Annotated in this window: 17 protein-coding genes; 5 read left to right on the top strand and 12 right to left on the bottom strand. The window is 47.0% G+C overall.

Annotation, left to right across the window (positions count from 1 at the left end; all coding sequences use genetic code 11):
* Positions 1-317 precede the first annotated feature (317 nt).
* Together H6F52_RS05330 and miaA are read right to left on the bottom strand one after the other, a co-directional pair.
* Positions 318-3,470, bottom strand: a complete 3,153-nt coding sequence (locus H6F52_RS05330; RefSeq protein ID WP_190532523.1) for a PAS domain S-box protein — start codon at positions 3,468-3,470, stop codon at positions 318-320.
* 555 nt (positions 3,471-4,025) lie between these two features.
* Positions 4,026-4,952, bottom strand: coding sequence for a tRNA (adenosine(37)-N6)-dimethylallyltransferase MiaA (gene miaA / locus H6F52_RS05325; RefSeq protein ID WP_190532564.1), 927 nt, complete (start codon positions 4,950-4,952; stop codon positions 4,026-4,028).
* A 378-nt stretch (positions 4,953-5,330) separates the two neighbouring features.
* On the opposite strand from miaA, the gene gyrB reads away from it, so the two are divergent.
* The 5 genes from gyrB to H6F52_RS05300 all read left to right on the top strand — a co-directional run bounded on the left by gyrB (position 5,331) and on the right by H6F52_RS05300 (position 12,365).
* Positions 5,331-7,274, top strand: a complete 1,944-nt coding sequence (gene gyrB, locus H6F52_RS05320) for a DNA topoisomerase (ATP-hydrolyzing) subunit B (RefSeq protein ID WP_190429377.1) — start codon at positions 5,331-5,333, stop codon at positions 7,272-7,274.
* A 437-nt stretch (positions 7,275-7,711) separates the two neighbouring features.
* Positions 7,712-8,689: a type IV pilin-like G/H family protein gene (locus tag H6F52_RS05315; RefSeq protein ID WP_190532520.1), complete on the top strand. Its 978-nt coding sequence runs from the start codon at positions 7,712-7,714 to the stop codon at positions 8,687-8,689.
* Positions 8,690-8,778: 89 nt separating this feature from the next.
* Entirely contained in the window at positions 8,779-10,707 is a 1,929-nt protein-coding gene (locus H6F52_RS05310; RefSeq protein WP_190532517.1) for an ABC transporter ATP-binding protein, read from the top strand.
* 44 nt (positions 10,708-10,751) lie between these two features.
* Positions 10,752-11,591: a DUF1838 family protein gene (locus H6F52_RS05305; RefSeq protein ID WP_190411111.1), complete on the top strand. Its 840-nt coding sequence runs from the start codon at positions 10,752-10,754 to the stop codon at positions 11,589-11,591.
* Positions 11,592-11,816: 225 nt separating this feature from the next.
* Positions 11,817-12,365 carry a DoxX family protein gene (locus H6F52_RS05300; RefSeq protein WP_190430939.1) on the top strand — a complete coding sequence of 183 codons (549 nt, stop codon included), beginning with the start codon at positions 11,817-11,819 and terminating at the stop codon, positions 12,363-12,365.
* 215 nt (positions 12,366-12,580) lie between these two features.
* Here the strand turns inward: H6F52_RS05300 and H6F52_RS05295 are convergent, their stop codons facing one another.
* From H6F52_RS05295 to H6F52_RS05250, 10 genes are all read right to left on the bottom strand, one after another.
* Positions 12,581-14,170 (bottom strand): B12-binding domain-containing radical SAM protein, encoded by a 1,590-nt coding sequence (locus H6F52_RS05295; protein WP_190532514.1) that lies wholly within the window; start codon positions 14,168-14,170, stop codon positions 12,581-12,583.
* A gap of 90 nt (positions 14,171-14,260) precedes the next feature.
* Positions 14,261-15,847 carry a B12-binding domain-containing radical SAM protein gene (locus H6F52_RS05290; RefSeq protein ID WP_190411108.1) on the bottom strand — a complete coding sequence of 529 codons (1,587 nt, stop codon included), beginning with the start codon at positions 15,845-15,847 and terminating at the stop codon, positions 14,261-14,263.
* A 355-nt stretch (positions 15,848-16,202) separates the two neighbouring features.
* Complete coding sequence (locus tag H6F52_RS05285; protein WP_190532511.1) at positions 16,203-17,804, bottom strand: B12-binding domain-containing radical SAM protein; 1,602 nt, start codon at positions 17,802-17,804, stop codon at positions 16,203-16,205.
* A 286-nt stretch (positions 17,805-18,090) separates the two neighbouring features.
* The gene (locus H6F52_RS05280) at positions 18,091-19,050 is read right to left on the bottom strand and encodes an NAD(P)-dependent oxidoreductase (RefSeq protein WP_190532509.1); all 960 of its coding nucleotides are present in this window, start codon (positions 19,048-19,050) and stop codon (positions 18,091-18,093) included.
* Positions 19,051-19,109: 59 nt separating this feature from the next.
* Entirely contained in the window at positions 19,110-20,159 is a 1,050-nt protein-coding gene (gene hemE / locus H6F52_RS05275) for a uroporphyrinogen decarboxylase (RefSeq protein WP_190411105.1), read from the bottom strand.
* A 281-nt stretch (positions 20,160-20,440) separates the two neighbouring features.
* Positions 20,441-21,661: a hypothetical protein gene (locus tag H6F52_RS05270; RefSeq protein ID WP_190440753.1), complete on the bottom strand. Its 1,221-nt coding sequence runs from the start codon at positions 21,659-21,661 to the stop codon at positions 20,441-20,443.
* A 149-nt stretch (positions 21,662-21,810) separates the two neighbouring features.
* Positions 21,811-22,758, bottom strand: coding sequence for an LD-carboxypeptidase (locus tag H6F52_RS05265; protein ID WP_190532561.1), 948 nt, complete (start codon positions 22,756-22,758; stop codon positions 21,811-21,813).
* A 16-nt stretch (positions 22,759-22,774) separates the two neighbouring features.
* Positions 22,775-23,848 carry a glycosyltransferase gene (locus tag H6F52_RS05260; protein WP_190532558.1) on the bottom strand — a complete coding sequence of 358 codons (1,074 nt, stop codon included), beginning with the start codon at positions 23,846-23,848 and terminating at the stop codon, positions 22,775-22,777.
* 61 nt (positions 23,849-23,909) lie between these two features.
* Positions 23,910-25,223: a HEAT repeat domain-containing protein gene (locus H6F52_RS25650; protein ID WP_242033856.1), complete on the bottom strand. Its 1,314-nt coding sequence runs from the start codon at positions 25,221-25,223 to the stop codon at positions 23,910-23,912.
* Positions 25,224-25,462: 239 nt separating this feature from the next.
* Entirely contained in the window at positions 25,463-26,584 is a 1,122-nt protein-coding gene (locus H6F52_RS05250; RefSeq protein ID WP_190532506.1) for a DMT family transporter, read from the bottom strand.
* Positions 26,585-26,807 lie beyond the last annotated feature (223 nt).

Below are 26,807 nucleotides of genomic sequence, written 5' to 3'. Positions count from 1 at the left end.
ACGTTGGCAGTAGTCATCCCTTGAACTTGGTCAAGTGCTTGCTGAAACCGCTTTGATTTAGGTACAACCGATTCGCGTCCCCAATTTTCATAAAGGCTGGGCAGTTGCTCAACAAACTTTTGGTAATCCATCGCTAACACCTTGTATGCTTACTTTTAGTTTATCTAAAGAAAAAATTAGGCACAAAGTTTTGGTTCGTTAAAATCTTGAGGAAGATGATAAACAGGGCAAAAGTTAGTGCTAGAAAGGGGAGGGAGTGCCAATCGTGCATACTTGACCTCGTAGCGTGTATTGCATCGACTGCTGGAATCACAGCGCTAACTTAGAAGCTCGTGAATGGATTTCAACAAATCTTCTGCGGTGTAGGGCTTCGACAAAAATCTTTTAACTACGCCACCTGCGATCGCTGGGAGCTTATGGTTGGAAACCAGTCCGCTCACGGCAATAACTTTGACCTGCGGGTTCATTTTTTGTAGGGCGCGGATGGTGGTTGGACCATCCATCGTAGGCATCATCATATCAATTAACACGACATTGATTTCCGCGCGATGCTGGGCATAGAGTGCGATCGCTTCAATCCCATCGTTGGCAGTGAGTACCCGATAGTCATAGGCTTCTAGGGATGTTTTAGTCACTTCTCGAATGGCTGGTTCATCATCAACCACAAGAATCCATTCTCCGTGACCTCTGGGCAGTTCATAACGCTCCGTAGCTTCTGGATCTGTTGTAGTTGTGTTAGTTGCTGGAAAATAAACTTTAAATTGGGTTCCTCTTCCTACTTCGCTATAGACATTGATAAAACCGTCATGACCTTTAATGATTGCCAACACAGTGGACAGACCTAGCCCTGTGCCTTTACCGAGTTCTTTTGTTGTGAAAAATGGTTCAAAAATTCTTTCTAAACTTTCTGGAGGAATACCACTTCCAGTATCCGAGATAGTAATAACGATATAAGGCCCCATTTTGGCCTCAATATTCATCCGGGCATAGTTTTCATCGATGATAAGATTTTCGGCAGAGATACTCAAGACTCCACCATCTGGCATCGCATCACGGGCATTCACGCAGAGATTCATCAACACCTGATGTACTTGAGTGGCATCTCCAGAGACAGGCCAAAGTTCCATCATTCGTACATCTGTATAGATTTCGATTGATTTAGGAAAGGTCTCTTTGGCAATTTTTTGAATTTCCCCAATTAAGTGCCCTACTTGAAGGGTCATTCGCTCCCCTTCAACTCCTCGCGCAAATGACAAGACTTGCTTAATTAGCTCGGCACCCCGTTTAGTATTTGTTTCTAGTAAATCCAAAAGCCGCTGACTGCGCGAATCGGGAATTACCATTTGTAAGATTTGAATGGCGGCAAGAATTGGCGTCAGTACATTGTTTAGATCGTGGGCAATACCGCCAGCCAGAGTACCGATACTCTCCATCCGTTGGGCGCGGCGGAACTGTGCTTCAAGTTGTTTTTTCTCTGTAATATCGGTGTCTACAGAGAGGATTGATTTGGGGTTGTTTTCATCATCGCGCACCAAACTCCAACGACTGGCAACGACAATTTGTTTGCCTTCTTTGGTGACTTTATACAATTCACCTTGCCATTCACCTTTGTTGTTAACAGTCTTGTGCGCTTCTAGGAGTTGAGGCGAAGGATCGTTGTACAAAATCTCCGAAACATTTTTCCCCAGAACTTCCTCCGCCTTCCAACCGTACAGTAACTCAGCTCCTTTACTCCAAAGTACGATTTTGTCTTCTAGATTTCGCACAAGAATTGCATCTGTTGTTACATCTAGCAAGGCAGCTTGTCTGCGGATTTTTTGTTCTGCCTCCTTTCGCTCGGTGATGTCCCGATCCATGCCGCGATAACCTTGGAATTTTCCATCACAATTCCAAACTGGAACTGCACTAGTTTCTAGGACAACCAGATGACCGTCTTTGTGAACAGTCGTATTCTCAAGACACGTAATGGGTTGTGCAAGGGCAGCCATTTGCCCAAAAATATTAGCAACTCGAAAAGCTTCTTCCGGAGGCATGAGATCGAAGGGAGTTTTGCCCAGAACTTCTTCTGGTTCATAACCCAAAATGTCGCGGAGCTTCGGACTGACATACGTGTAAACAACGTTTTCATCCACTTCCCAGACCCAATCGCTAGTGGTTTCGACTAAATTGCGAAACCGCTCTTCGCTTTGACGCCATGCCTCCTCGTTAGCTTTGCGCTCGGTAATGTCGCGGGCGATCGCATACATCAACCCTTCTTCAACGACCGGAGAGGCTGTCCAGGATAGCCATTTATACGAACCATCCTGACAGATGTAGCGGTTCTCAAAGTCGATGGTTGGTTCGCCCGTGGCAAGTTTCTGGAATTCGTCACGGGTTTTTCCTTGGTCTTCAGGATGAACAAAGTTAAACAGTAGTGTACAGCAAAGTTCTTCTTGAGAAAGCCCAAGTGTTTTCTCAAAAGCTGGGTTTACGCGCTTAAAATAGCCATCCAAACTAGCAATACACAGCATATCCAACGAGAGGGTGAATAAGCGATCGCGCTCTTCCTCTGCCCGCTTACGAGCGGAGATGTCCGTTTGCAAGCCTACGAAGTAGAGTAAGTTCCCCTCATCTGAAAATACTGGCGAAATTCTTAATTCATTCCAGAATGGCTGACCATCTTTTCGATAGTTCAGCAGCGTCGTTTGAATCTCTTTTTGTTCGGCGATCGCTTGGCGAATTTGAGCGATCGCTTGCGGATCTGTGCCAGAACCTTTCAGAAAACGGCAGTTGCGACCCATAATTTCTTCTGGCTTATACCCAGAGATCCGCGAGAAAGCTGGGTTTGCGTAAACGATCGGGTTGTCTGGCTGGTTCGGATCGGTAATAATCACTCCCTCAGAAGCTGAAGTAATCGCCCGTGCCAGGTGCCGGTTCTCGGTAGCAGCTCGCTGTAGCGCCTCCTCGGCTCGTTCGCGTGCAGCGATGCTGCGTTCCTTTTCAGCTAAATTGCGCCGTAGCTCTAGTTGGCTAATTACCTGGCGGCTTAAAGCTTTAAGTGCCTCTACTTGTTCTGGACTGAGGTTTCGCGGTACATAATCAACAACACAGATCGTCCCAATTATCTGTCCCTCAGGCGTTATCAGCGGTGCGCCCGCATAAAATCGGACGCTGGGGCAAGCAATGACGACCGGATTAGTGGCAAACTTCTTATCAGCCAATGTATCAGGAATCATTAAAATTTCGTGTTGCTCAAGTAGGGGGCAGAACCCGCTATCACGGGGGAATTCTGATACTTCTAAACCCACCTTTGACTTAAACCACTGACGGTTTTTATCCAAAAAATTTATTAACGCAATCGGGGTTCCACAAACGTGCGCCGCTAAATGGGCAAGATCGTCGAATGCCTCTTCGGGTTCTGTATCAAGAATCCGATATCGGCGCAGAGCTTCTAGCCTCGCCGCTTCCTTACTAGACTCTAAAATTTTCATCAGTACTTATTCCTACTTGGACCGGATTTCGGTAGCCATCATCTGAAAATGCTTGTTCTGCCTTGTCGCGCTAAATGTCTCAATGCTGAAAAAGCAGGAGAAAGTCTCAGCGATCAACTTTTCCGTCCGATAACCCTAGCTAGATTGTTCCCTGGCACTTCAATGGACTAACACTTCCAGGAAAATCTACATGAAAATCGCTAAATTCTACACATTCTCGCTCAAACTAAAGGTCTCCAGCCTTTTACCGCAGTGCCGGAAATGCGATCGCAACTGCTAAGGGTTATTTGTACCCGTAGGAATTAAAAAAGGCGGTTTTGCTGTTTTCATAGTCTATTAAATGGTTTTCCTATTCATATATAAATTCTATAAAATCTCTCTAAAGGTTGATGGCGGTTTAATATAGCAGAAAAGTTTATCATTGCATTTCCTGGGTAATCTGCTATACACGAATCCTTCAACTCCTTGTAGCAGAAAGCAAAGAAATCACTTCCATACAACTCGAAAATGTACGAAGTTAAGTTTAGTTACAAGAGTATAAAATTGGACAGGAAGTTAGCATCTAGCTTGAGGAGGCACATCCTGACAACTTGCGGCAATGAACTCTAGCACTCGTTGCCACACGCGCTCCAATAAATCGGGTTGATTTGCCTCAAACCACTCAATTTGGGGATAAGCACGAAACCAAGTGCGTTGTCGCTTGGCAAATTGACGAGTGTGCAAAACGGTTAACTCTTTGGCGTCCGATAGAGAAATCTCTCCAGCTAAATATTGCTTCATTTCCCTATAACCTAGCGTATCCAGCAGCGGCAGATTGCAACCGTATTTCTCACAAAGGATTTTTACCTCCGCTTCCCACCCTGCTGCTAACATCTGTTCGGTTCGCTGTTCAATGCGTTGCGTAAGGTGGCTAGAGTCCGGGCAATCTAAGCCAATTTGGAGAATGGGATAATCGGGTGGATTCTCTCCTTGCTGCTCTGAAATGGGGCGACCCGTCACATAAAATACTTCTAAAGCTCGCAATGTCCGCACGGGATCGTTAGGATGAATTTTCTGAGCGGCAACGGGATCGACTTGTTGTAGAAAAGCGTAAAGTTGGATTTGACCGAGAGATTGCAGTTGCGATCGCAACTCTTCTTGGGGCGCTACTCTAGGAATCTTTAACCCCTGCACAATAGAACGGATGTATAAACCCGTTCCTCCCACCAGTAAAGGCGGAGTTTCCTTGCCCAAAGCAGCAATTAAAGCTTGCGTCTGCTGCTGGTAATCTGCCACTGTCAAAGTTTCTGTGGGATCGCAGATATCAATTAAGTAGTGCGGTACCAACTTGCGCTCAGCATCTGTTGGCTTAGCTGTGCCAATATCAAATTCGCGGTACACTTGACGCGAATCAGCGCTAAGAATTACAGAACCCAGCCGCTGCGCCAATGCTAATGCCAGTCCTGATTTTCCCGTCGCAGTAGCACCACAGATGACAATCAGCGCTGAGGGCTGAGGACTGAGTGAAGAGGGCTGAGGACTGAGTGAAGAGGACTGAGGGTTAGCTGAGGACTGAGGACTGAGTGAAGAGGACTGAGGGTTAGCTGAGGATTGAGTGAAGAGGGCTGAGGATTGAGGGTTAAGGACTGAGTGAACAGGTAATTTTCCGCTGCTCCCTGTGTCTGTTTCTCTCGCTTCCCGTTCCCTTGTGCCACCGTGCTTTCCTGCGTTGTTGCCTTTCACTAGGTACAGCCCCTAAACAAATATCTCTTGAAATTGCCCTACAGTCGCCTCGGAACCTTTTGTGCTACAATTTTGGAGTGTTTTTACATTTTTGAAGTCCCGGTGGGCTTCCAAGCCATTATTGGAGTATCCTTATTCATGACGAGCAGTTACAGTGCCGATCAGATTCAAGTTCTAGAAGGTCTTGAACCAGTCCGGAAAAGACCGGGGATGTACATCGGTTCGACTGGCCCTAGGGGACTCCATCATCTAGTTTACGAGGTGGTGGACAACTCTATTGATGAGGCTCTGGCTGGCTATTGCACCCATGTGGAGATAGACATAAACGCCGATGGTTCGGTGACGGTGACAGACGATGGGCGGGGGATTCCCACCGATACTCATCCCACTACAGGCAAATCAGCTTTGGAAACGGTAATGACGGTGCTGCACGCCGGAGGGAAGTTTGGCGGCGGCGGTTACAAGGTTTCTGGTGGTTTGCACGGTGTCGGGATCTCCGTAGTCAATGCCTTGTCTGAGTGGGTAGAAGTAACCGTTTGGCGGGAGAAGCGGGAGCATATCATGCGCTTTGAGCGGGGTATTCCTGTCACCGAACTCAAGGCAACGCCAATTAAAGAAGCGAGGACAGGCACCTCGATTAGTTTCAAGCCAGATTTACAGATTTTTGTGACGACTGGCATTGAGTTTGATTACACCACCTTGGCGAGTCGTTTGCGGGAACTGGCTTACTTAAATGCGGGTGTCAAAATCACGTTTACTGACAACCGCCTGGAATTAGTTAAGGGTGGAGAGCCAAGAGTAGAAACCTACTGTTATGAAGGAGGTATTAAAGAGTATATCGCCTATATGAATAGCGATAAACAGGCTCTCCACGAAGAAATTATTTATGTATCCGGCGAACGCAACAATGTACAGGTAGAGGTGGCGTTGCAGTGGTGCGTCGATGCCTATACAGATACTCTGCTGGGGTTTGCAAATAATATTCGCACAGTTGACGGCGGTACTCACCTGGAAGGGTTGAAGGCGGTGCTGACGCGGACGCTGAATACGATCGCTCGCAAGCGCAATAAAATCAAAGAAAATGAACCGAACCTCGGCGGCGAGAATGTCCGCGAAGGTTTAACGGGGGTTATCTCCGTCAAAGTCCCCGATCCGGAATTTGAAGGACAAACTAAAACCAAACTCGGTAACACCGAAGTCCGGGGAATTGTTGATTCCCTAGTTGGCGAAGTTCTCACAGAATATTTAGAGTTCCGCCCAAACGTTGCCGATTCGATTCTGGAGAAAGCAATTCAAGCTTTCAAAGCCGCCGAGGCAGCGCGTCACGCACGAGAGTTAGTGCGCCGCAAATCGGTTTTGGAATCTTCTCCTTTACCGGGTAAATTAGCCGATTGCAGTACGCGAGATCCCTCGGAATCTGAGATTTATATCGTGGAAGGCGACTCAGCCGGAGGAAGTGCCAAACAAGGACGCGACAGACGCAACCAAGCCATCCTCCCATTGCGCGGTAAAATTCTCAACATTGAGAAAACCGACGATGCCAAAATCTATAAAAACACGGAGATCCAGGCGCTAATCACCGCACTGGGATTGGGTGTTAAGGGTGAGGAGTTCGATGCTTCTCAGCTGCGCTATCACTGCATCGTGATTATGACTGACGCCGATGTAGATGGGGCGCACATTCGGACGCTGTTATTAACGTTCTTCTATCGCTATCAACGGGCGCTAATCGAGCAGGGTTACATCTATATCGCTTGTCCTCCACTCTATAAGGTAGAACGCGGACGCAATCATTACTATTGCTATAGCGATCGCGAAATGGCAAACCTGATTCAGCATGAGTTTCCCGCTAATGCCAACTACACTATCCAGCGATTCAAAGGTTTGGGTGAAATGATGCCGCAACAGTTGTGGGATACTACCATGAACCCGGAAACTCGCACTCTCAAACGGGTGGAAATTGAAGATGCGGCGGAAGCCGATCGCATCTTTACCGTTCTAATGGGCGATCGCGTTGCACCCCGCCGCGAATTTATCGAAACCTATGGCCCTCGTCTCAATCTCAACGATCTAGATATTTAGATTCTCCGGTTGAAATGATTGAATACCCCAAAATTGGGCAACTAATGTAAAAATGATTAGTACATAAGGTTGCCTTGTTACAAAAGTATGGTTAATTAAGAACTTAACCATACTTTTGTCTTTTAAAGCCCCTGCGCTAGATTTCCCATCAACACTGCACCAAAAGAACGCGATCGCTATTTTTTCTGTGACATCGAAGCCTGCAAAAGGCTATAAAGCGGCTCTAAATGATTTATGAAGAAAAAAAACCGACTTCTCTAAAAATCGGGATCTGAAGAGCTAGCTCATCACTCAAATAGAATTGCTATAGCTTGGCTATGTTATAACTTGAAGGAAACTATATTTGCAATTTCATGTCTTACTAATTTAATCTCCGATATTTCACAAGAAAATCATCAAAATTTGGATAAAAAATATCAAGCAAACACCAAAAAGTAATGAATCACTTTATCATCAACTTTGCCAAACTAGTGAAACTCCCAGTTAACAACAAGTTGATTGTATCCAGCTTATTAATCGCAATCAACGGCATCCTGGTGACAGGTATCCTAGGGACATCGGCAAATACCCCAGCCAAACCCGCACCCGCAGCGACTCCAACCAAAACCACACCAGCAACGACCGCCACCCAGCAATTTGTAGGGCAATGGCAAGCCGAAGATCCGCAAACCGGGGAGTTGGTCACATTTATATTTGCGCCAGAGGGAAAATTATTCATTGTATTTCCAACGTCTGATGGACCTCCGGTTGCCGTCGGAATTAAGTACAAGGTTAATTCCCAGGCTAAACCGGGACAACTTGACCTGGTTTTTAGCAAAAAAGAGAGCATCCTGAGCATTTTTGAATTTATCGATCGCGGTAAACTACGTCTGGAATTAGAGGGACGGCAAGCTGGACAACCCAGACCCAATGCTTTTACTGCCAAGGCAACGATATTTGAGAAAATTTCCGATAGCGCGATATTACCCAAAGACGCCAAAGTAATTGAGCTGGAAAATGCACAGAGTCAAGTGCCCGAAGATTCGCAGCTTCCAAAACCGCAAACGGAAGCCAAACTGTATATCGCGATGGTAAACAAAGCGCAACAGGCTTATTATCAGCAAAAAGGCAAATTTGCCACAAACACTGAAGATTTAGGTTTAGGCGGCGAGCCAGCCAGCGTGTATTACAACTATCGGTTGGTATCACCCGGAAAGGACGCCCAAAGCGTGATGATCGCCGCCCAAGCCAAGAATGCTGAAATTCATAGCTACACAGGTGCGGTATTTGCCACCAAAAAGAACGGTGAAGCCACCACCCTCGTAGCGGTTTGCGAAACCCAGCGCCCCTCAACCTCGGCTCCAGCGATGCCGAAACCGCCGCAGAGTGGCTCATCAGCAGTTCAATGTCCATCGGGTTCGCGTCTGTTACAGTAATCGGCTGCCGTCGCTATCAACAACCCGATTGATTCTCTCGCGATCGCATCGATTGTTAAAATCCAGTTAAATTTCTCGCCTTGACTGCCATGAGTGACACCGTTTTAGACATCCGCAACCTGCAAGTTCAATTTTTAACTGATGAAAAGCAAATTTTGGCAGTTGATGGTATTTCCTTCAAACTGAGTCGCGGGCAGACTTTGGGCATTGTGGGAGAGTCGGGATCGGGTAAATCGGTGACTTCCCTCGCCGTCATGGGTCTGGTGCCAACTCCGGGGAAGATTAGCGGCGGTGAAATTTGGTTTCAAAACTCCCAGGAACGAGGCGGATCTGTAGTGAATCTGCGGGATCTGAGTGCAGAGGAGTTGCGGAAGTATCGGGGTGGTCAAATTTCGATGATTTTTCAGGAACCGATGAGTTCCTTAAACCCAGTTTTTACGTGTGGGTTTCAGTTAGTCGAGGCAATCCGTCAGCATCAAAATGTAACGCCTGCCGAGGCGAGGCGGCAAGCGATCGCGCGTCTCCAAGAAGTCAAACTCCTCGCTAGCGATGAAGAGATGCGGCAACGCTATCTAGAAGAAAGACCAGAAGCCAGAAGAGAAAGCGAAGCGGAAATTAATCAGCAGGTCAATCAGCAAAAATTGGCAATGCTGGATCGCTATCCCCACGAACTCTCCGGCGGGCAATTGCAGCGGATGATGATTGCAATGGCTATTTCCTGCAATCCAGCGGTATTGATTGCTGACGAACCGACAACCGCCTTGGATGTAACGGTTCAAGCGACGATTCTGGATCTATTGCGGGAGTTACGCGACGCCCGTGGGATGTCGATGATGTTTATCGGTCACGACTTGGGGGTAATTGCTGAAATTGCCGACGTTGTCGCCGTGATGTATCAAGGCAAAATAGTTGAATACGGCTCAGTTGAGCAAATCTTTTCTAACCCTCAACATCCTTATACCAAAGGTTTGTTAGCCTGTCGCCCCAGCCTTAACCGCCGGTTGAAATACCTGCCGACCGTCGCTGACTTTATGGAAGTGGTGAAGACACCTAGCGGCGAAATCGAGATTCGAGAAAAAACAGGCGTCAAGAGTCAGGAGTCAGAAGAAATTCTGGGTTCCACTCAAAACCCAGAAGCGATAGATCGCATCTCTACGCCTCAAAAAGCTCTACTCTCTGTCCGAGACCTCCAAGTTGGCTTTCCAATCCAGGGGATGTTTGGTCAAACCAAACGCTATTTGATGGCAGTGAATGGCATCTCATTTGATGTTTATCCCGGTGAAACGCTGGGATTGGTGGGAGAATCCGGCTGTGGCAAAAGTACCTTAGCGCGTACCATCCTGCGCTTGATCGAACCAACAAGCGGGCAGATCGAGTTTGAAGGGGAAGATATTACAAAAGTCAGTAATCGGCGGCTGCGGCAATTGCGACGCGAGATGCAAATTGTCTTCCAAAATCCCTTTAGTTCTCTCGATCCGCGTCTAAAAATTAGAGATGCGGTGATGGAACCGCTACAAATCCATCACTATGGGAAGAATTCTAAGGAAAGACGCGATCGCGCAGCCTATCTCTTAGAGCGTGTAGGCTTAAATCCTGCCTGGATGAATCGCTATCCCCACGAGTTTTCTGGCGGACAGCGCCAGCGGGTTTGTATTGCTCGTGCTTTGGCACTCAATCCCAAATTCATCATCTGCGACGAATCCGTCTCGGCGCTAGATGTTTCCGTACAAGCGCAAGTGCTGAATTTGCTCAAAGAAGTCCAAAGTGAATTTGGCTTAACTTACATCTTTATTTCCCATGACTTGAGCGTGGTGAAATTTATGAGCGATCGCATCATGGTCATGAATCGAGGCAAAATCGAAGAAATTGGCTCCGCTGAAAATCTCTACCGCGAACCGAAGCAAGAATACACGCGCCAGTTAATTGCCGCCATTCCTACCGGCAGTCTAGAACAGATTCAGCAGCGTCAGCAAGACCGAATCAAGATATCAGCAGGAGGGCGAGAAATTACTAGTTAAGTATTCATCCTTAGCTCAATCTATACTTTGGGGAAGCGCAAACTATGACCTTAACGAAATCAACAATTACTGATGAGCAGTTTGTCAAACTACGCTGTAGCAGTGACAGTAAAACTCACTATTTCCCGGCTACAGGTGCTATGTATGCCCATCCGATAGATAACGATCAACCTGTTCATCTGTTTGATTTCTTAGGCGTTGATATCTCGCGCTGTATTCAAGATAATTCAACATCCCGCTGGACGCTTGTAAGTCGTAAAATTACACTTTATCTCGATCCCAAAACTGGAGAAATTCTAAAAAGTTGGAAAAACCCCTGGTCAGGTGAAACACTGAATATTATGCACCGTTCTTATGACTACCAGGAGTTCCAGATTCCACAACAGATAGATGCTCACATAACTTCAGAAATATCCTCAGTTTCATTAGATTTCAATATGAAACTGCCCAACCCGTTATCAACGAACCCCAAGTTTGCAGATTATTCGCCAGAGAAATATGTCCAATCGTCGGATTCCTACAAATTTATTTTTCCGACAAAAATACTATCTGACGAACCCATCAGTGCTAGCGACAATCGCGCTGTTACACTTTCTTATTACCGCATGGGGCCGTGGGAACCGTGGATGAAAATGAAGGGGAAACCCGGCTTTTTAGTCTTAAATTACACTGGCAATAAAACTGATGTATTTGAAGATATCCCTGTAGCCATTAAAGAACAAATCGAACATCGGCTGCCTTTATTCCGCGAAGCTCCAACCTGTAGAATTCAGCGTTCGATTGCTACCAGTTGGAGCCGTTTTGACGAACAATTTGATGCCTACCTACGAGGAGAAGAATTTCCACTACCCGCCCCGATTATAGATGAGCCTTGTATTGAATAAAGCCGATTCTTACTCTTGACAAATAACAAAACTCAGGATTTTACCTTATAACTTCAACACTCAGAGAATAGCGCTTGTTGGCTGCTATTCAAAAAGGGAAAAAACAGACTTATTTGGGTTGGTAGGTTTAGCTTGGCTAATTCATTTCTCATTAAACTTTAATTAATTCAAATCTCTACAGTTAAAATCAATTAAAGTTTAAGTAACACAGTTGGAGTTATAGCAATGACTGAAAATAGACCCTATATTGGTCTAAAAACTAGGGATATTGCGATCGCCTATTTGTTGCTGCGAATTCTGATCGGCGTGAATTACTTTAATCACGGCTTTACTCGCATCGGCAATATTCCCGGTTTTGCTGAAAATACTGTCAACCAACTTGCAAATTCTTATTTCCCGGAATTTTTGGTGAGGATCAATTCTTACTTAGTACCCCCGGTTGAATTAATCGTGGGAGTATTGATCTCCATTGGATTAGCAACGCGCAGCGCCCTAATCGCAACATTTATCCTGATGATCGTCTTGATGATGGGTGTCACATCCATACAAAACTGGGGTGCAGCACAAACGATGCTTATCTACGGGATTGTGCTATTTATATTGCTAGCTGGTAGCAGCTTCAATATTTACTCCATCGATCGCTGGCTTGGCAACAGGCGGACTGTTGCAGGTTCAGGAGATCATCGCGACAAAAACATACTCAACTTTGCCAACAACTTTTGGACAAGACGCAGACGGCAAAAACGTTTGTCTACCTATACCAGTCCTAAATGATTTCTGGAAGCAAGATTCCCGACTTCTTGGATAAGTTGGGGATTTAAACCACTGGCATCTCGCAACTAAAACAGGATTGCTATATACCAGGTTTAAATAAAGGAATTGCTCATCTTCAGTCACTTTATGGGCGCTATTCTGCGATTCTCCAAACCCCATTATTAAGTCAGTCTCTTAAATAATAGGGGTTTGGAGGATCTGAGGTGTCGTCTACCCTACGCATTCACTGGGGTTTTCACCTCTTGCGGCTGTTGAACCGTGTCTTCTGCCATAAACTCTGCCAACTGCGCCTCAATTTGCTCTTTAACGATCTGGCGATACTCTACAAAATGCTCGATTTGAGCGCAAACCGCTAAATAGCTGCTGATTCCGCCTCGATTGTGGCGATACATACTAAACAAGTTGCGCCAGAACTGCCAGCGAGTTTTACGAAGCACACCTTGTCGCCAACAAATGATTAATAAGGCTCGAATCACAACCCAATCTATTTTCTTCTTCGCACGTTTTCCCTTATTCGGATACGTCGCTTCTCCTAATATGCGAAAGTGACGATAAGTGCGGTCTAGAAAACGCTCCGGATCGTACAATGTCCAAAATGCATCGATGTATTCGCGGGCAATGTCTTCTAGAGGACGTGTGGGCACAAAGTTCATCAATGTCGTTTGATTGATGTTGGCAGATTCACCTCGTAGCCGCCCTTCTTTCTTTAACCGATGCCAAAGGGCGGTATCGGGTAAAGCTTGCAACATACTAAATAAAGCGGTGGGAATTGCCGTTTTCTCGACAAAGTTGACAATGCGATCGCCTGCACCGGGTTTTTCTCCATCAAAGCCTACGATAAACCCAGCCATCACCCGCAATCCCGATCGCGCGATCGCTTGAACGGAATCACTTAATGAATCTCGCGTATTTTGGAACTTCTGAGTCAGTGCTAAACTCTCCTCATCGGGTGTTTCAATTCCTAAAAACACCGCTCCAAAATTACACTGAACCATCATATCCATCAATTCTTGATCTTTTGCCAAATCCACCGATGCTTCCGTCGCAAAAGAGAAAGGGTACTGATGTTCCACCATCCACGGTTGCAACTCTTTCAGGAATAACTTGACATTCCGCTTATTCCCGATAAAATTGTCATCCACCATAAAGATGCTACGTCGCCAACCCAACTCATAAAGGCGTTCTAATTCTGCTAATAATTGAGATGGCGTTTTTGTGCGCGGTTTGCGTCCGTAAAGGACAATAATGTCGCAGAATTCGCATTGAAATGGGCATCCCCGCGAAAACTGCACAGACATTTCTGAATAAGCGTCAAAATCTAGTAAATCAAAGCGGGGAACGGGTGTGGAACTGACATCCGGCTTCTCTCCTCCCGCCCGAAAAGTTCCTGAAGTTTCGCCACGTTGCACTGCCTCCACAAACATCGGCAGGGTGATTTCCCCTTCATCCAAAATCAAATAATCTGCGCCTACCGATTCTACTTCTTGAGGTAAAGCGGTGGGATAAGGGCCGCCGACTGCGACTAACTTACCCCTTTGCTTTGCTTCTTTGATTTGATCTAGCAAATCTTCTTTTTGGACAATCATTGCCGACAGAATTACTAAATCTGCCCATGCCCATTCAGCTTCAGTTATTTGGGTAACATTTCGATCTACTAACTTAAACTCCCACTCTTGGGGCAAAATTGCGGCAACGGTCACTAAACCTAAAGGCGGCAACATTGCCTTACGATTTAGCAAGGCTAAAGTTTTTTCAAAGGACCAAAAACTTTTCGGAAATAGTGGATATAAAAGTAAAACTCGCATTAATTGACAATCCTCACGCTTAATTGGTCATTGATGAGAAGAAATGAAAAATGGGTAAAAAATTTCTAATTCCCCATTTTTCACTTGATATCACGCACTTGCACCGACACTGTTTTTCACAGAAGAAACTTTAGCTTCCTGTTTCGATTGTTGTGCTAGATACTCAGCTAACTGCACCTCAATTTGGTCTTTGACAATTTGGCGATATTCAAGAAAATGCTCGTTGTGGGCACAGACGGTGAGGTAATGATCCCAAACGCCAGGATTGCGTTTGATGATACTAAACAAGTGGTGCCAGAACTTCCAGCGAGTGTGACGCTTAATGCCTTGTCGCCATGCCACAATTGCTAAAGCCCTCAACTCCATTAAACCAGGCATTTTAAACGGAACCTTTACTTTCGGTGCGCCCAGCATCAGAAAATGGCGGTAAGCCCGATCTAAAAACTTTTCAGCATCGTATAAGTCCCAGAAGGCGTTGATGTATTCCCTGGTAATCTCTTCTACAGGTCGGGTCGGGATAAAATTCATCACATTGAACTGGTTGCCCGATGCGCTATCCAGCAATCGCCCCTCTTTTTCTAGGCGGAACCAGAGGGCAGTGTGGGGTAAAGCTTGCAGCATTCCGAAAATGGTGGTCGGAATCGCTGTTTGTTCGGCAAAGCGGACAATGCGATCGCCTGCGCCTGATTTTTCTCCATCAAAGCCAATGATAAACCCAGCCATCACCCGCAACCCCGCCCGCGTGATGGTTTCTACCGAGTCAGCAAGCGAAGTTCGGTTATTTTGAAACTTCTTCGTCATCTGCAAACTGGCTTCATCTGGCGTTTCAATTCCCAGAAACACGGCATTAAAATTGCACTCCACCATTAAATCCATCAGTTCTTGGTCTTGCGCCAAGTCAACTGATGCTTCAGTATTAAAGCTAAAGGGATACTGGTGTTCCGCTTGCCAGGTTTTTAACTCTTTGAGAAATAACTTGACGTTGCGCTTATTACCGATGAAGTTATCATCCACCATGAAAACGCTACGACGCCACCCTAATTGGTAGAGATACTCTAACTCCGCTAATAGCTGTTCTGGTGCCTTCGTCCGGGGTTTGCGACCATACAAAACAATAATGTCGCAAAATTCGCACTGGAAAGGACAACCCCGCGAAAACTGCACCGACATCGTATCGTAAGCATCAAACTCCAGCAAATCAAAACGCGGGACAGGAGTTGTCGTCACATCCGGTTTTTCCCCATCGGATCGGAAAATCCCACCCTTGTCACCTCGTGCGATCGCTTCCATAAACATCGGCAGGGTGATTTCCCCTTCATCCAAAATTAGATAATCTGCACCCGCATTAGTGGCTTCATCAGGCACAGAAGTCGGATAAGGGCCACCTACCGCAACCGCTTTACCGCGCCGTTTGGCTTCTCGAATTTGAGCGAGTAAATCCTCTTTCTGGACAATCATTGCCGAGAGAATGACCAAATCCGCCCACTCCCACTCGTCTTCTGTGACGTTGCGAACGTTTCGATCGACCAGCTTGAATTCCCATTCTTGAGGCAAAATTGCGGCAACCGTCACTAAACCCAGCGGCGGCAATAAAACCTTGCGATTCACTAATTCTAGGACTTTCTCAAAAGACCAAAAAGTTTTAGGAAATAAAGGATAAAGCAGTAAAACTCGCATTGAATTGGCAACCTCGGACTAATTTTAGTGATTCGTAGCAGGGGCAAATTGTTCTATCACTTTCGACGTGCGATCGCTCATGAAGGAGTCATTAAATTGACTGAATACAATATGCCGCTAGGTTTTCGCTAATGATGAATGGATATTCCATGCTAACTAACTCAGTAGCCGAATGTAGTTAACCGTTGGTTAGGGGGGAGTGGGAACCTGATATCCACCTACTGACTCTGGACTTTCTGCCTCCCTACTCCCAGACACTACCAGTAATTTTGATTCCTGCCGGTTAACGAGCCTTTTCATTTCAGAGCGATCGCAAAAGCCCCTGTTCTGTTAGCAATCCCGAAACAACCCTGTCTTATACACCGACAGGATTTTTTTCTTTTACAGATGCCGATGAGATATCTTCCATCTGTTGCAGTTTTGCTTCTTCTGCCTGAAACTCAGCTAACTGGGCGTCAATTTCGTCCCGCACAATCTGGCGGTACTCTAGAAAATGCTCATTATGAGCGCAGACTGCGATGTAATGCTCAAAAACACCAGGATTGCGTTTGAGGATGCTCAATAAGTGGTGCCAGAACTTCCAGCGAGTAGTGCGTTTGACACCCTGACGCCACATCACAATCAGCAGCGCTCGCAGATCCACTAAATTTGGTAATTTAGCAGGAGCCTTGCATTTGGGCGCACCCAGCATCAAGAAACAGCGATAAGTCCGATCCAAAAACTTTTCGGCATCGTATAGTGTCCAGAAAGCCTCAACGTATTCTCTGGCAATATCTTGCAGGGGTCGTGTGGGGACAAAGTTCATCAAGGTAGTTTGATTGATATTGCCATCTTTACCCCGTAGGCGGCCCTCCTTGTCTAATCGATGCCACAGCGCTGTATTGGGTAAGGCTTGCAGCATGGCAAAGGTAGTGGTGGGAATGGCAGTTTGCTCGGCAAATCGGACAATGCGATCGCCTGCGCCAGCTTTCTCCCCATCAAAGCCAATAATAAACCCAGCCATTGGGCGCAATCCGGTTCGCGTAATTGCCTCCACCGCTTCACCCAGAGAACTGCGCGTATTTTGGAACTTTTTCGTTAGTGACAAACTCTCTTCATCTGGCGTTTCAATTCCCAGAAACACCGCATCAAAATAGCACTCCACCATCAGATCCATCAGTTCTTGGTCTTGCGCCAAATCAATCGAAGCTTCTGTATTAAAGCGGAAGGGGTATTGATGTTCTGCTTGCCAGGTTTTTAGCTCTTTGAGAAATAACTTGACGTTGCGCTTATTGCCGATGAAGTTATCATCCACCATGAAAACGCTACGACGCCACCCTAATCGGTAGAGATACTCCAACTCTGCTAATAGCTGTTCCGGTGTTTTTGTCCGGGGTTTGCGACCATACAAAACAATAATGTCGCAAAATTCGCACTGGAAAGGACAACCCCGGGAAAACTGCACCGACATCGAGTCGTAAGCATCAAACTCCAGCAAATCAAAACGAGGAACCGGGGTTGTCGTCACATCGGGTTTTTCCCCATTAGAACGGAAAATGCCCTGTTTTTCGCCCCGCTGAACTGCCTCAACAAACATCGGCAGGGTGATTTCCCCTTCATCTAAAATCAGATAATCTACACCCGCTTTTTGAGCTTCCTCCGGAACAGAAGTTGGGTAAGGGCCACCACACGCCACCAGTTTGCCGCGCCGCTTGGCTTCTTTAATTTGATCTAGTAAATCCTCTTTCTGAACAATCATTGCCGAGAGAATGACAACATCTGCCCATTCCCACTCTTGTTCTGTAACGGTGCGGATATTTCGATCGACCAGCTTGAATTCCCACTCTTGAGGCAAAATTGCCGCCACGGTGACTAAACCCAGCGGCGGCAATAAAACCTTGCGATTGACTAATTCCAGAATTTTTTCGTAAGACCAAAAAGTTTTAGGAAACAGGGGATAAACTAATAAAACTTTCATTGAATTTAAAACCTCACACCTTTTTAAATTTCAGCTATTAGCTAATACATAGCACACGAGCCTAGCTGAATCTGGCAAGCTTAGGTTAAGTCTGATAGCTTTTTTAACGCAAAGGTCCGCCAAGGGTGACGTAAAGGTACGTAGAAAATCAGTAAGAGGTCTTGATATGTCTAAGAAATTCTTCTGAAGACAGCCTCTAACCTCCTTGGCGTACCTTTGCACTAACCTCTGCGTACCTTTGCGTTAAAACAACCTTTTAAATCTAATTTCTACTCGTTCTTAGCTGTCAGCTGCTTTTTTGAACTCCGCTTATTTTCAGCACATCGCTGAATGTGGCACAGTAATTCGGCAGACCCAGGGTAGCAGGATTGACGGGATCTTGGTAGGTAAAATGACGGTAGCGCAAGCAGAACCGATCCCAAGGTGCCATCTGAATTCGGAACAAGAGGATGAAGAAATCAGCTAGCCAGGGAGACAGGGGCACGCGAAAATAAATTTTCTTGTCTAAATAAGCACAAACTTCTTCTACGGCTTCGTTGACCGTTATGGGTGCTTGACCCAAAACCAGCTGTCGAGGTTCCGAGGGGCCAGGAGGATGTTCGATCAGGAATCGTACCACTTGGGCAATATCTCGCCCGTGCATATAGTGGAAACTGCCGTCAGCTTTAAAAAAGCGAATCAGGTCAATCAACTTTGCCACCCCTGGCAATCCTGAAGAAAGATGGGAGTAGGGTTTGTTGGCATCTCCTCCGAGAACCAAGGTCGGAAAGAGGGTAGTGATGCGGGGTGCGATCGCTAATTTCGATAAGCGCTGCAAACAGTCATACTTAGAACGGATGTAGTCTGTCCCTAGTTCTCCCGCTTCTTTCAATAATTCGTTGTCGCGTCCGAGGATGCTAGCAGTAGAAAAGTAAATGACTTGTTCGCAAACTGCGGGGTCGAGCAAGTTTAGCAACCGGATGGTTTTAATCACATTCACGTCAAATACCGCTTGGGAGCCGCCCCAAGCGGTTGCAGCTAAGATCGCGACATCGATTGTCTTGAGTAGATTTCCCACTCGTTCAATGTCTCGCAAATCAGCTTTTACAACGGTGATTCCCGGTCGAGATTGGTAGTCAATTTGCAGTTTGTCTGGATTTCTGACTAACAGATACAGCTCGTGTTCGGTTTCTTGAATCAGGCTTTCGCTAATGTAGTGACCAATGCAGCCACTCGCACCAGTTACCAAAATCCGCTTGGGGTTCATAAGGGTTGGTCATTCGTCCTTAGTCAAGAATGATTCGTCTTTAGTTCAATGACTAATGACTAATGATTTTTGACTGATTTGGCAGTTTCAAAGAAGAAAGCTACGTTTTCTTCGGGGGTACTGGGTAAAACACCATGACCGAGATTCATGATATGACCTTTGTTTCCGGCTTTGCGGATCGTGTCATAAATGCGATCGCGGATGAACTCTTTTGAGCCAAATAAGGCACAGGGGTCCATATTTCCCTGTACACCGATGTTTGAGCCAAGTCTTGTCCTTGCCTCTGCCATGTCTACCGTCCAATCTACGCTGACGATATCCGCGCCGGATTGTGCCATCCTCTCCAGAATGCCTGCACTACCATTGATGTAGAGAATCAGGGGAGTATCCGGATGCGTCTGTTTTACCTGGTTGAAAACTCGCTGCTGATACGGTAGAGCAAATGTCTCGTAATCTTGCGGACTCAGTTGTCCTGCCCAAGAATCGAACATTTGAATGACTTGGGCACCGCTATCAATTTGGTAGCGGACGTAAGTTGCGATCGCATCTGCCAATTTACCCAAAAATTGATGCAGCATCGTTGGCTCTGAAAAAGCCATACTTTTAATAATTGCGTAGTCTTTCGAGCTTTTGCCCTCAATCGCATACGCTGCCAGCGTCCAAGGGGCACCCACAAAACCCAAGACAGTTGCTTTGTTGCCGACTTCTTGGCGTAATGTTTGCAAAATTTCCCCGATAAAAGGCAGCGATTCCCCAGGTTCTAGAGGATGCAGTTTATCAATTTGCTCTTGGCTGCGGATGGGCGGATCGATGACTGGTCCTCGGCTTTCGATGATATCAAAGGGAATGCCAAGTCCCGGCAACGGAGTTAAAATATCAGAAAATAAAATTACCCCATCTGGCTCAAAGGCGCGAAACGGCTGTAAGGAGATTTCGATTGCCAGTTCTACTTTTTCCGAGCGATCGCGAAACGCAGGATACTTATCTCTTAAATCTCGATAAGCTTTCATATATCTACCCGCTTGCCGCATCATCCACACTGGCGGACGGTCTAAAACTTCACCACGGGCTGCCCTCAGCAGATACGGAACTTGGGTTGCAACGGTCATTTACACTTCACCTAAAGACTTATTTAAAGGCATTTGTTTAGCTTATCATTGTCGGATTCCCCAAGTTTAGTTTTGCGATCGCTTCTCTTGAGTTTGCCCGCCATGAGAGAGGCAATCCACGCTAAACCCTTCTAGATAGGGTATCAACTCCTAGAGACATGGAATGTGCGTTTCCCTAGTAGTAGTCAGCGAGCCTGAGTGACTCTCTGACACGCGAAAAACCCGGCTTCTTGAATCAACCGGGTTTTTCTGTTGCGTGCTTTTTTAACTACCTATTGACGTTATTTGACAATGCAGATGCCACTAATTTCAACAGTGCATCGCGTCGGTTTCTTAGCCGTATCTAAGTTGCGGGTGGTTGGGTTATAGGTGTATTCCCCCGCCTTGAAAACGCGGTTGGGATTGGCGCAGTAAGTGTAGGTTTGACCCGCTTCGGTAAAGTTCACGACCACCAAAGAATTCTTTGCCGGAGGACAACTATCCAAAACCGTCAAGCCATACTCATTTCGCAGCAGTTGGCTTCTTTGATCGTTAGCTGTAGGTTGAGTCGGATTTTGGGAAGTCGTTGTTTTCGGCTTTAAGTCACCACTGCTAATGTCAAAGGTGTACGCTCCTGCTTTGACAAGGCGGTTAGGATTGGCGCAGTAATTGTACGTTTGACCGTATTCGGTAAACGTGACAACAACCAAAGAAGTTTTTACTTCTGGACAGGTATCCAGAACCCTCAACCCATACTCATTGAGCAGAGCTTGTTTCCGGGGGTCATTTTGAGCTGGGGTTTGAGCCGGTGGATTTTGGGTAACAGCACCCCCTGGCTTGATATCATTGCTGCTAACGTCGTAACGATATTCGCCTGCCTTGATATTGCGGTTAGGATTAGCGCAGTAGGTATAGTTTTGACCGTATTCGGGGAAGGTGACAACAACAACATTACTCCTTACCGCCGGACAATTTTCTAGGACTCTCAATCCATATTCATCTTCTAGAAATTTTTGTCGCGCATCTTTTTGACCCGCGGGAGTTTGAGCCGGTGGATTTTGGGAAGTTGTTGTCTGGCTAATCCCAGAAATTGAAAGCGTGTATCTCCCCCTAGTGTTGTTCTTACCCAACACGCGAAGTTTATATTCTCCAGTCGTTGGCACACGATACCTCACCAAACCCGATCGGTCATCGTAGGCAACCTGCGCCCCACTCTGTGAGGAAACTAGAACTAGAATAGGCAAAAGAGTACTACCGTCTTCTACATCAACAGCGGCAACGATTGCATCACCTTGCTTAGCATTAATCAGGAATTCCTCACCATAGGCTTTCTGGACAGGGGTACCCCTTAGAGATTGGTTTTTAAAGGTGAAGGTGGGAGAGTTAGTACGGATGAACCCGTTAACGTTTTCACCATTTTTTAGTGCGGTTGCTGCTCCAGCGATATCGGAGATCCCCGTAAACATCATCCCGGCGATCGCGACACTTGCCGCAACCCTATTAATAAACTTACGACCCATCATGGTAGACCCGTTTTCCTATAAACAAGAACTGCTTCCTTCTGTTTGGACAGATGATATCCATCCATAGTTCCCAGAGTCCAGGCACCTCAAACTTGTAAAGCCGGTTTGAAATGCCTGTTCAACTGATGCAATCTAGAAGCACCTAAGTATTATTGCTCGGTAGAGGAAAAACTCAAACTGCCGCGATCTGCATCTAACTGAGCGGGGATTCCCAAGGGTAAAGCTGCATTAGGACCATCGTGACCAAAGGGGAGATCGGAGACAATGGGAATGCCAAGATTCCCCAAGCGATCGCGCAATACTTCTTCCACCGTCAAGCTAGAAATGTTCGGCGGAGCTTCGCAGCGGCTAAAGCGCCCCAACGCAATCCCTTTGACTTCCCGAAAAGCCCCTGTCATCCGCCACTGCGTTAACATTCGGTCAATGCGGTAGGGAGCCTCAGTCACATCTTCCAAGGCGAGAATGACGCCCGCTAGCTGGGGCTGTACGGGCGTGTTCAGAAAATGCGTGGCTACAGTCAGATTACCCGGTATTAAGATGCCGCTGACCTTACCGCCGCCCCAGCCGACTCCTTTTAAGGGTTCTAGGGGGCGACCTTCTACGCAATCGAACAGCCGCTGAATCGACCACTCTGGCTCTGCGGCAAGGGTAGTTAGCAACGGGCCATGAACCCCTGCAATGCCAACTTTACCGAGGCTCCACAGCAAGCCAGTGGCATCAGAAAAGCCGATCAGCCATTTGGGAGTGCTGCGTAAAAAATCTCCGATTTTCTTTTTCTGTTCCGCACCCTGCCAAGACCAATCTTCTAGTAAGCGGGCGCTACCATAACCGCCTCTGGCACAGAGAAGGCCTTTACATTCAGGGTTTTTCCAAGCGTCTGCGAGGTGTTGGCGGCGGCTGTCATCGCGACCAGCAAGGTAGCCCCACCGTTCCTCTACGCCGCTGCTAATTTCGACTCGGTAGCCGCGCGATCGCCATATTTCCACACCTTTGTGGAACGCTTCCTGTTCTCGCAAGGCACCACTGGGAGCAATGACTCGCAGCAAGTCGCTAGTTTGTAAAGGCGGGGGTAGTTGGTACGCGGAAAAATCCAAAATTCTTCTGGTTTAAGTTTTAATTTTGCAAGATATCCCGAAACCATTCTTCCATGCGATCGCCCAGTGCTTCCAGGGAATATTCCGCTTCGGCTTGTTGGCGGCAAGTATAGCGGTCAAGTTGATCGATGCGTCCGATGGCCTCGACCAACCCCGCCACGCTATCCGGCTCCACCAAAAAGCCCGTCTTCCCATCCTGAATAATTTCAGTCGGGCCACCTCTGGAATAAGAAATCACCGGCACTCCACACGCAAGCGCCTCAATCACCACATTGCCAAACGCTTCCACCCAGCGAGGTGTCATCAACAACGCCCGACAGTTGCCTAAATGCTGTTGCAGTTCGGATGTGGAGAAAAATCCTGCATATTCTACAGGAGCATCGGGATAATCTTGACAAATCTGCTTCCAATATGCATCGTCTTGCATTTTGCCAAGAATTTTTAGGGGAATGCCGGTAATTTTGGCAGCGGCAACGGCATCCTCTAGACCTTTTTCTGGTGCAATCCGACCTACCCAAGCCAAGGCGGAGGAAGGTTCTGAGCAAAATTGATAAAGCGATAAATCTAGACCACTTCCGAGAATCCGATAGTGCGACGGACTGGGAAACGTTTCTGCCTGTGTCAATGTGTAGACGCCAACCGTACCGGGAAACTGACCGGCAATCTGTTCCACAATGCGATCCATCGCTGCCGAGAGAGAACCCATACTTACGAAATGAGCGATCGCTCGATTAAAAAATGGCGTTAGATAGAACGGTAGCCAATCATAGGCAATGTTGAAAATCAGATCGTAGTCAGCTTGGACTTGCCGCGCATAATCCCACATATTGCCCAGCACAGAATTCTCCGGCATGACAATCGGGGCACTCCGTCCTTGCGTCTGAGCCGTTGTCTGGAGTTCTCCAGCAATTTCGACAATTGGAATATCTCCCAGCACAGAGCCTTGGGGAGCCACAATTTTGAGGGTATGTCCGCGCCGGAGCATCTCTTGGGCAACGTTGAGCAGGGTTAGTTCTACGCCACCCCCCAACCCCGTGCCGAGAGCGCCCACCGAGGTTGAGAGCAACAACAGTTTCAATGGACGATGCAAGATGGACAACTTTTGGACTCTACAACGATAAACAATAAATTCAAACTCTTGTAAAGACGCTGATTTAGCGGTTTTCTGATTCCTCTGACGGATGATTAGAAGAATTTTGGGAATTTGGCAAAGCGGGCAAATTATTATCCGTGCCAGGATTCAAGCGAAGCCGATTTAACTGCCCTATCGCCCACCGCGCTGTTTCCTGAACCTCCGAATCCCGATCTTCAGCAGCGTGACGCAATAAATTGCTGACTTGACCGATCGTGTCATAAATTCTCGTCAAATCCCGAATTGCATTTTTGCGGACATCAGGGTTTTCATCTTGCAACGAGATCGCGAGTGCCCGGTTCATCGGTTTGAGGGTGCGGGTGCCAATTTGCGACAGCGCCTCTAAGATTAAGCCGCGCTGCTGAGAATCCGAGTCGATCATCAAATCCACCAAGGGCTGAATTGCTCTGGAGTCGCCGCATTGTGCCAGTTCCCAGATCGCCTTGCGTCGTTTTGTCGGATCGGCTCCCTGTAAATCTTTAATTAATTCATTAACAATATCAATTTTGGGGAGGCGAGTGGTTTCTCCTATCGCTTTTGCCTCGTTGCTTCGCAGCCGTGCTAACGGCTTCGCTTCGCTAACCGCTTCTGTTGGCTTTTGTGCGGTTGTTCTCCCGTCTAAATTGCTTTTTTCTAAATTGCTTGTTTCTGAAAGGGTCAAAGCAGAGGCATGATAGCCGTTATTGCCATTGTCATTTTCTATCGGGCGAGAATGGATATCTGCGGGATGATTGGCATCTTTAGGGTCTTCATAGCGGCTTTCATCCGATTCCTCGGCTCCAGACTCCGGCTGTTCCTCTCTGTTGAGGTTGCCTAACCATTTCAGCAAGAAGTAAACTCCTAATCCGACCCCAGCTGATGCTGCTGCTAGACCTAATAACCACCAGAGGCGATTCCCTTCAGAACTCGGTTTAGCCGCCTTAGGTTTTGGGGTGGGAGCCGGTGAAGATTTTGCGGCTTCGGCTGCCTGAAGCCGCTCTTGAGTCGTGGAACCAGCAACTCCGTCAGGCGTTAACCCGACAGATGTTTGAAATTTAGAGATAGCAACTGCTGTCGTTCGCCCATAAACGCCATCTACTGGCCCATTGTAGTGTCCCAAACGCTTTAGTGACTTTTGCAGTTCTGCGACTTCAAAGCCTTGAGAGCCTACTTGGAGGATAGGCAAATCGTTTTTAGGGTTTGGGGAACTCGCCTGAGCCAGTTCTAGGGAGACGGGTAAACTGGGGGGGGAAGTAGCGATCGCTGACGGCAATCCTATGGAATTCTGACCCGACCTGGGGATAAAGCCCAGACAGATAATCCAGGTAACTAGAAGCCATGTGGAGCGGTAGAACATAGTTTTGGGGAAACCTGTCTAAGTGAATACAACCAGACAAGATCCTTTGCTGATAATTTTCTGCTTAGCTTCTAGTACCAGCATGAAGTTATTCGTTCTAAATAGTTAGCGAGCAATTCATCCCTATGTTTTGGGCGAGCGGCTCTGGGAGCAAGTGTGAATATTGGGCTGATCATAACAGAAAGTTTCAACTCGCTCTCAAATCTTAGCGGCTAACTTGTCTGTCATCCTATTCATTTCTACCGATTTTGCCAAATCTCGGTTTCGGATTCTTTCGCTTGTATTGGCAGTGATTGATAGGGTAATGGCTCGGATGGCTCTAAGAGAGAAATTTGCTCGGTTTTGCTTTCTTCTTGTGTCACCCTGGTTTCAACTGATGTAGAGGGTTGCCCGAAGCGAAGGCTTTGCAATCGTACCTGTTCGGCTATCTTCTCGCGCTGATTAATTAGATAGATACTGACAAGGGTTAGACTCACTCCCAGCCATTGAAGCGGGCTGAGAACTTCAGCTAAAAGCAGATTGCCAAACACGAGAGCAAACACGGGTGTCAAAAAGGTGAGGGAACTAAGACTGGTAAGATTGCCGCTAGAGGCAAAGTAGAAGAATAAACCATAGGCGATCGCGCTCCCAAATACGGCTGCGTAGCTCAATGCTATCCAGCCAGACGTATTTAGATGCACCCACTGGTCAGATTCCCACACTTGGGAGAGTGCAAACAAAGGCAATCCGCCCAAAATCATGTGCCAGCCAGTCGCCACCACCGGATCGGCATACTGGCAAACGAAACGAATCAGCACTGTTCCGACAGCCATCGACAGCGCCGCCAGCAGCATCAGCCATTCCCCGCTCTCAAACAAGTGCGTGAAGCTAAACGAGCCAGCGATCGCGTTGCCGTGGAAAAGATTGATAATCCAATCATCCGGCAAGCCAATCAAACTAATCCCCAGCACTCCCAATGCCAACCCCAGCCAGCCCCACAGCCCGATGGTTTCTCCAAACAACCAACAGGACAGCAAAGCCACTGCTAGGGGTTGAGAGTCTATCATCACCGAACCCAACCCGGCACCCGTTCGCACTAATCCAAAGGCTAAAAAGCCTTGAAACAAAGCGCCGTCAACCAAGGCAAACAAGCTAATCCACAGCCACGCCCGAACGCCTTTCGGTTGAGGTTTGCCCATCAAAAAGGCAGCAACTAATACCAGTACCCCAGCAGGCACCAACCGGACACCAGCCATAAACAGGGGCGTCGTGTTTGGGATAACACCCTTCATTGCCACCATCGCCGTTCCCCACAAGAAAAAGGGGGCAATCAGCAGCAAGGGTGCCAACGGAATTTTGGATTCTGTGAGTTTTAGCTGCATAAAAGTTCTTTGTGGGCGTACATAACAGAGCCAAATCAGCACTCTTGAAGCAGGTCATCACGAGCTGCCCTTCCAGAAGTCGCAACCGGATTTATCAAAAATTTTTCCAGTTTCTTGCTCTTTTGCTGGCTGGTTGCGCGTTTATTTACTTAATTGTACTTAATATGTAGTTCTGTTAAGGCGCTTTGGCAAATTGTTGGGATGCCGACAAAAGGGTAAGTTT

The sequence above is a fragment of the Coleofasciculus sp. FACHB-542 genome (assembly GCF_014695825.1).
Classification (GTDB): domain Bacteria; phylum Cyanobacteriota; class Cyanobacteriia; order Cyanobacteriales; family FACHB-T130; genus FACHB-T130.
This window is presented reverse-complemented; position numbering and strand designations above follow the sequence as displayed.